Source organism: Rhodoferax sp. (assembly GCF_013297935.1).
Classification (GTDB): domain Bacteria; phylum Pseudomonadota; class Gammaproteobacteria; order Burkholderiales; family Burkholderiaceae_C; genus Allorhodoferax.
The window spans coordinates 154,643-161,114 of sequence record NZ_JAAFIX010000008.1 but is presented as its reverse complement, the minus strand read 5'-3'; the positions used below and the strand labels follow the sequence as shown (position 1 = coordinate 161,114).

Below are 6,472 nucleotides of genomic sequence, written 5' to 3'. Positions count from 1 at the left end.
GACTTCGACGAAGTCGCGGTCATCGAACTGCTGGTTAAAGTGGGCGACACCATCAAGCCCGAGCAAAGCCTGATCACCGTGGAGTCCGACAAGGCCTCCATGGAGATCCCGGCCAGCCACGGCGGCGTGGTGACCGAACTCAAGGTCAAAATCGGCGACAAGGTGAAGCAAGGCTCGGTAGTGGTGATGTTGGAGGCTGCAGGCGCAGTTTCTGAGTCAAAATCGGCTCCAGCCCCCGCAGCGTCTGCGCCAGCAGCTCCTGTTTCTGTAGCGCCTGCTGCTGTGGCCCCAGTGGCCAGCAGCTTCGGTGGCAGTGCGGATTTGGAGTGCGACCTGGTCGTTATCGGCGGCGGCCCCGGCGGTTACTCCGCGGCTTTCCGCGCGGCAGATTTGGGGCTCAAGGTCATTGTGGTCGAGCGCTACGCCACCCTGGGCGGCGTGTGCTTGAACGTGGGTTGCATCCCCTCCAAGGCCTTGCTGCACGTAGCAGCCGTCATGGACGAAGTCAGCCACATGGCCGACCTGGGCGTGGACTTCGGTGCGCCTGTGGTCAACATCGACAAGCTGCGCGGCCACAAGGAAAAGGTCATCGGCAAGTTGACCGGCGGCCTGGCTGCTATGGCCAAAATGCGCAAGGTCACCACCGTGCGTGGCTACGGCAACTTTGTGGGTGCCAACCACCTTGAAGTGGAAGAAACCTCCGGAGCCGCCCAAGAAAAGACCGGCAGCAAGAAGGTCATCGCCTTCAAGCGCGCCATCATCGCAGCCGGCTCGCAAGCCGTGCGCTTGCCCTTCATGCCCAACGACCCGCGCGTCGTGGACTCCACCGGCGCCTTGGCGCTCAAGGAAGTTCCCAAGCGCATGTTGATCTTGGGCGGCGGCATCATCGGCCTGGAAATGGGCACCGTCTACAGCACGCTGGGCGCCCGCCTGGATGTGGTGGAAATGATGGACGGCCTGATGCAGGGCGCTGACCGCGACCTGGTCAAGATCTGGCAAAAGATGAACGCCAAGCGCTTCGACAACATCATGCTCAAGACCAAGACCGTGTCCGCACGCGCCTTGCCCGAAGGCATCGAGGTGACGTTTGCGCCGGCGGAAGAGGGCGGCACCGCCCCCGCACCGCAGGTCTACGACCTGGTCCTGCAAGCCGTGGGCCGCACGCCCAACGGCAAGAAGGTCAGCGCCGAGAAGGCTGGTGTGGCCGTCACAGACCGTGGCTTCATCAACGTCGACATCCAGATGCGCACCAATGTGCCGCACATCTTCGCCATCGGCGACATCGTGGGCCAGCCCATGCTGGCGCACAAGGCGGTGCATGAGGCGCACGTGGCGGCTGAAGTGATTGCCGGTGAATTGCAGGGCAACAAGGAGCTGGCTGCGGCCGCCTTCAACGCTCGCGTCATTCCATCCGTGGCCTACACCGACCCCGAGGTGGCCTGGGTGGGCCTCACCGAAGACCAGGCCAAGGCCCAAGGCATCAAGGTCAAGAAGGGCCTGTTCCCCTGGACCGCATCGGGCCGCGCCATTGCCAATGGCCGCGACGAAGGCGTTACCAAGCTACTGTTTGATGACTCCCCCGAAGCGCACGGCCACGGCAAGATCCTGGGCGGCGGCATGGTCGGCACCCACGCGGGCGACATGATCGGCGAGATTGCGCTAGCGATTGAGATGGGTGCAGATGCGGTAGACATCGGCAAGACCATCCATCCGCACCCCACGCTGGGCGAAAGCATCGGCATGGCGGCGGAGATTGCGCATGGCAGTTGCACGGATGTGCCGCCGGCGAAGAAGTAAGCCTTCAAACTGCTACTGATTCAGTAGCTGGCCGCGCAGATTCTGTCAGGGCTGCGCGGCTTTCTTACTGAATTTTTCTAGCGACGTGGTGCAACCGCAAGATTTCTACATCGTCGCCACGCACGCGGTAAATGGCGATGTAGTTCTTGTTCAAGACCAGTTCACGCGTACCGGGAACCCGGCCCGCCCGGCCCATGCCTGGGTGGTCCTGCAGTTTGGTCACCGCACTTTGAAGCTCCCGTACGAACCTAGTCGCCCGAGTTGGGTTGTCTTGGGCGATGTAGCTGGCAATTTCATCGACCGATCGGAGGGCCATCCTGGTCCATTTGATGGTCATCAATCAAGCACCATGCTTGTCAAACACCGCCTTGACTTCTTGGTCTGAGGCGAATTCGCCGGCGTCGGCCTCCTGGATGCCGGCTTCAATGTCACGAATTTGCCATGCTTCGTTTTGCACGTAGGTCGTTAACGCGTCGATTGCCAAGAAACTCTTGGTTCGAGCTGTGGCCTTGGATAGCGCTTCAATCTGGTTGTACAGCGTCTCGGGAAGGCGCACATTGATGGTCTTGGCAGTCATGGCTGTAACTCTCTGGATTACTTGTAATACAGTGCATTATCCGCTTCACAATCGATGGGTCAAGCTCTGCTGCATGTTGTCGCGACCTTGAGCCAGAAGTCGTTGCTGCCCCTGAGCCGCAAACTTACGACCTGGTCCTGCAAGCCGTAGGCCTTACGCCCAATGGCAAGAAGATCAGCGCCGACAAGGCCGGTGTGGCCGTCACGGACCGTGGCTTCATCAACGTTGACATCCAGATGCGCACCAACGTGCCCCACATCTTCGTCATCGGCGACATCGTGGGCCAACCCATGCTGGCGCACAAGGCGGTGCACGAAGCGCATGTGGCAGCCGAAGTGATTGCCGGTTAACTGCAAGGCAACAAAGAGCTGGCTGCGGCCGCTTTCAACGCAAGAGTCATCCCCAGCGTGGCCCACACCGACCCCGAAGTGGCCTGGGTGGGCCTCACCGAAGACCAAGCCAAAGCCCAAGGCATCAAGGTCAAGAAGGGCTTGTTCCCCTGGACCGCATCCGGCCGTGCCATAGCCAATGGCCGCGACGAAGGCGTGACCAAGCTGCTGTTTGATGCTTCCCCAGAAGCACACGGCCATGGCAAGATCCTGGGCGGCGGCATGGTCGGCACCCACGCGGGCGACATGATTGGCGAGATTGCGCTGGCCATTGAGGTGGGTGCGGACGCGGTGGATATTGGCAAAACGATCCACCCGCATCCAACCCTTGGAGAATCCGTTGGCTTGGCGGCGGAGATTGCGCACGGCAGTTGCACGGATGTGCCGCCTGCAAAAAAGTAAGCCTTCCTGCAATCACTGCAAACAAGGCCTGAAAAGGTTACTGCTTGGGCCTTTTGCTGTCTGGCGGACAGGTAATGGCTTGAGTCTGGATCCCTAACAGAGGTTGCCAACATCAAGTGCTAAGACACACTTTAGACGTGAATGAAACTTAGCTGAGGTTGAACATCAATCGTTAAGACGCAGTCAACGCAGTCAACGCAAGCCCGCCACCGTCGTCGCTACGCCAGTGCGCGCGGCCTCGAGTGCGCCTGGGGCGAAACGCAAGTAGGCCAACTCTGATTTTCGCATCTGCACTTGGGCGCGCTCATTTTCCGTGCTGGCACAGGCACCAGCGGCTTCCATCCAAGCCGTGGCCCAAGCTAAATCAAGTTCAGAGGCGGTCGTGTCAGATGCGTTAACCAAAATACGGCGGCGATGACCCAGAGCATCCGATAGCTCCAGGGCCGCCATGCAGTCACCTCGTGCATGGCGCAGTGCCAATATCCAGCGAGCGAGCGCCCAAGGTGACTGCACCCAACGCTGTGCGGGGTTGATCCCTGCAATGGCACTGGGCGCAGGGGAAAGTTCCAGGGCCACCAATGCAGCAACTAAAGCCAAGTCCCGCGCGCCAGGCCGAGCACTATCCCATGCCATGTCGTCGCCCAGGGCTCGCGCAAAGGACTCAAGGCGCTGTGCCAATACTGCATCTACCGACGGGCTCGATGCTACTGACAACACCGGTATTGGTACATTGCGCAGTCGCTGGGGTAGCGTCTCGTCATAGAAGCGGGCTACATCAAATGCAGCCCCAGCTGCAATATAGGCCTGCAGTGCGCGCTGCCAAGCAGCATCAGCTAGGGCGGTCTCCTCTGCCTTCTCCGCGTAGTGTGCAATTTGCTCTTGCAGTTGCGCATGCAATATCAGCATGGCGCGGCTACCGGTACGGCTTGCCTCCAGTTGCGCTTTTGCCAACGGCCCCTGGGTGGTTGGGCCTGCAATGTGCCCACGCTGAATCTCGGCCATAGTTCCCAGCACTACGGTCTGCCAACCCGGCGGAATGGTGGGCAGCAGCTGCTGGAGCGCATCCAGACGGGCTTGCAGGTCTGCATCGTCCAACTGCCGCCCAGGCCTTGGTACGGGGGTGGCCGTGCGGTCTACGGCGGCAATCAACGCGGCCTCAGGCCCCTCGGGGTGCGCTGCCAGCAACAACTCCAAGCGCTGCTTTATCGCTTGTGTCACTGGCCGCTCAACGCGCTGTCGCGCACTTTCCCCGGTTAAAAAATCCCGCGCACTCGACGCGATTGGTTCAGGCACTAACCAAGCGCCCAAGAACAAGCCAAGCGACGCGCCAGTGACCATGCCAAGCCAGCCCGCACCGCTTCCAGTTATGAGGGCCCGCAAGGGCGGTAATACCCTGCGCCGCATCAGCCGACCTAATAGCGCTGCAGCCCCCAAGGCCGCTAACACACTACCCACCACCAACAGCCGTGCCCACCAGGCCGATCCACCAAAGCCAGCCTCAATCACTACTAGCAACCACCCGCCCACCGCCAGCGAGGCGGCCACCACCACAAGCGCCATTGCCGCCACAGCCGCTATACCGACCGCAAAGGAGAGAACAAATGAAGAAATAAAATACATACATGTAATTGTGTATGGCCGGCGATCACACCTAGGGAGGGAAACTCAGCCCCATAAGCCCAATTGCCCACTTTTAACACCTCGTGGGTAGATTGCTTTGGAACCTTGATACACAAGACATCTTCACAGAGAGGTCAGTAAAGAAGGGCCTGTTCCCATGGACTGTAACCGGCCGTGCAATTGCCAATGGCCGCTAACAAGCCGTCACCAAACTACTGTTTGATGACTCCCCCGAAGCCCACGGCCACCGCATGATCCGGGGCGGCGGCGTGGTCGGCACCTACGCGGGCGACATGATTGGCGAGATCGCGCTGGCGATTGAGATGGGCGCGGACGCCGTGGACATCGGCAAGACCATTCACCCGCCCCCCACGCTGGGCGAGAGCATTGGCATGGCGGCGGAGATTGCACACGGCAGTTGCACGGACGTTCCGCCGGCGAAGAATTAAGCCCTCAAACTGCTACTGATTCAGTAGCGGTCCGCGCATATTCCGTGAGGGCTGCGCGGCTTTTTTATGTTCTGTGTGATGTTGATGTATGCCCACGCAATGGCCGGCCTAGCCGCCAGCCAACTGTCAACCCGCGTAGGGAGTACAAGCGCACCCTAGTGACCGACAATAGCAGCGAGTCGTCGTAATTCACGCCGTATGCATGTAGGTGTATTGAGCGAGCTGAGCCAACCCATGACCTCCCTGATCCAGGAACTAGCCAAAACAGAATTGTTGTCCAACCTGCCCGAAGCAATTTTGGTGCAGGTGGCCGGGCATGCAACCCCGCAGTTGCTGGCGGCGGGTGAGGTGTTACTTACGCCGGACGAGGACAACGCGCATGTTTACCTGGTGTTGAGTGGCGCTCTGGAGATTCATTTCGAATCGCTGGATTCACCGGCCATCCGCGAGGTTGCGCCGGGTGGGTCTGTGGGGGAGATGTCAGTGATTGATGACACGCGTCCGTCTGCCTATGTGGTGGCCAAGGTCCCGAGCCGAGTTTTTAAAATCCACAGGGATCTGATTCAGGACATGGTTGCCGATAGCCATTCCGTGGCGGGTAATCTGTTGCGGCTGCTGACGCGTTGGCTAAAGGAAAACACGCATCGCATCGTTCGGGACCGCTGGCAGATCCAGGAACTCACCGACCATGTCGACGTGGATGCACTGACCGGGCTCTACAACCGGCGCTGGCTGGACAACGCAATAGGGCGTCTGCTGGAGCAGTCGGTAAAGGCGCAGAAGGGCTTGGGCGTCTTGTTGATCGATGCTGACCATTTCAAACAGTACAACGATACACACGGACACCAAGGGGGTGACCAAGCCTTGGTTGCTTTGAGCAATGTGTTGAAGACCACGGTGCGGCCCTATGACTTTGCAACCCGCTACGGCGGTGAAGAATTTTTGGTCTTGCTGCCCAATACGACACTGCCTGAGGCTATTTCCACAGCGCAACGCATATCGGATGCCACGCGAGCTGCGCCAGTGGTGTCGCCCAGCGGCGACAAGTTGCCTGGCATCACGGTGTCAATTGGCGTAGCCGTAAGCGATGCCTTTTCAACGCCCCAAGCGCTGGTGGCTGCGGCCGACTCTAGGCTCTATGCCGCCAAAAACGCAGGTCGCAATTGCGTACGTTTCTGACTGGGGCATAGAACCTAAGTGCCGCTGTAAGTGCAATACACCGGTGCTGACATGGGAGT

5 protein-coding genes and 2 pseudogenes are annotated in these 6,472 nt (G+C 59.8%); 4 read left to right on the top strand and 3 right to left on the bottom strand.

The genetic code is table 11. The features are described from left to right. Positions 1-1,797: dihydrolipoyl dehydrogenase (lpdA, locus tag QZW03_RS12915; protein WP_296510409.1), on the top strand; the 1,797-nt coding region annotated here is incomplete at its 5' end. 64 nt (positions 1,798-1,861) lie between these two features. On the opposite strand, the gene QZW03_RS12910 is transcribed toward lpdA, so the two are convergent. Both QZW03_RS12910 and QZW03_RS12905 read right to left on the bottom strand, forming a co-directional pair. Continuing rightward, the gene (locus QZW03_RS12910; protein WP_296510408.1) at positions 1,862-2,134 is read right to left on the bottom strand and encodes a type II toxin-antitoxin system RelE/ParE family toxin; all 273 of its coding nucleotides are present in this window, start codon (positions 2,132-2,134) and stop codon (positions 1,862-1,864) included. Positions 2,135-2,137: 3 nt separating this feature from the next. Then, positions 2,138-2,374 (bottom strand): hypothetical protein, encoded by a 237-nt coding sequence (locus tag QZW03_RS12905; RefSeq protein ID WP_296510407.1) that lies wholly within the window; start codon positions 2,372-2,374, stop codon positions 2,138-2,140. 107 nt (positions 2,375-2,481) lie between these two features. Here QZW03_RS12905 and QZW03_RS12900 point away from each other — a divergent pair. Beyond that, positions 2,482-3,165, top strand: a pseudogene (locus QZW03_RS12900) (NAD(P)/FAD-dependent oxidoreductase); the annotation flags it as partial. A gap of 192 nt (positions 3,166-3,357) precedes the next feature. On the opposite strand, the gene QZW03_RS12895 reads toward QZW03_RS12900, so the two are convergent. Next, positions 3,358-4,383 carry a hypothetical protein gene (locus tag QZW03_RS12895; RefSeq protein ID WP_296510406.1) on the bottom strand — a complete coding sequence of 342 codons (1,026 nt, stop codon included), beginning with the start codon at positions 4,381-4,383 and terminating at the stop codon, positions 3,358-3,360. Between the two features lie 539 nt (positions 4,384-4,922). Between QZW03_RS12895 and QZW03_RS12890 the strand changes: the two are divergent. Together QZW03_RS12890 and QZW03_RS12885 are read left to right on the top strand one after the other, a co-directional pair. Then, positions 4,923-5,234 (top strand): annotated as a pseudogene (locus QZW03_RS12890) (dihydrolipoyl dehydrogenase); the annotation flags it as partial. A gap of 234 nt (positions 5,235-5,468) precedes the next feature. Then, entirely contained in the window at positions 5,469-6,413 is a 945-nt protein-coding gene (locus QZW03_RS12885) for a GGDEF domain-containing protein (RefSeq protein WP_296510405.1), read from the top strand. Positions 6,414-6,472 lie beyond the last annotated feature (59 nt).

Excerpts from the sequence above, each read along its gene's own strand:
- QZW03_RS12910 (WP_296510408.1), bottom strand. The coding sequence starts at position 2,134 with ATGACCATCAAATGGACCAGGATGGCCCTCCGATCGGTCGATGAAATT.
- QZW03_RS12905 (WP_296510407.1), bottom strand. The coding sequence starts at position 2,374 with ATGACTGCCAAGACCATCAATGTGCGCCTTCCCGAGACGCTGTACAAC.
- QZW03_RS12885 (WP_296510405.1), top strand. The coding sequence starts at position 5,469 with ATGACCTCCCTGATCCAGGAACTAGCCAAAACAGAATTGTTGTCCAAC.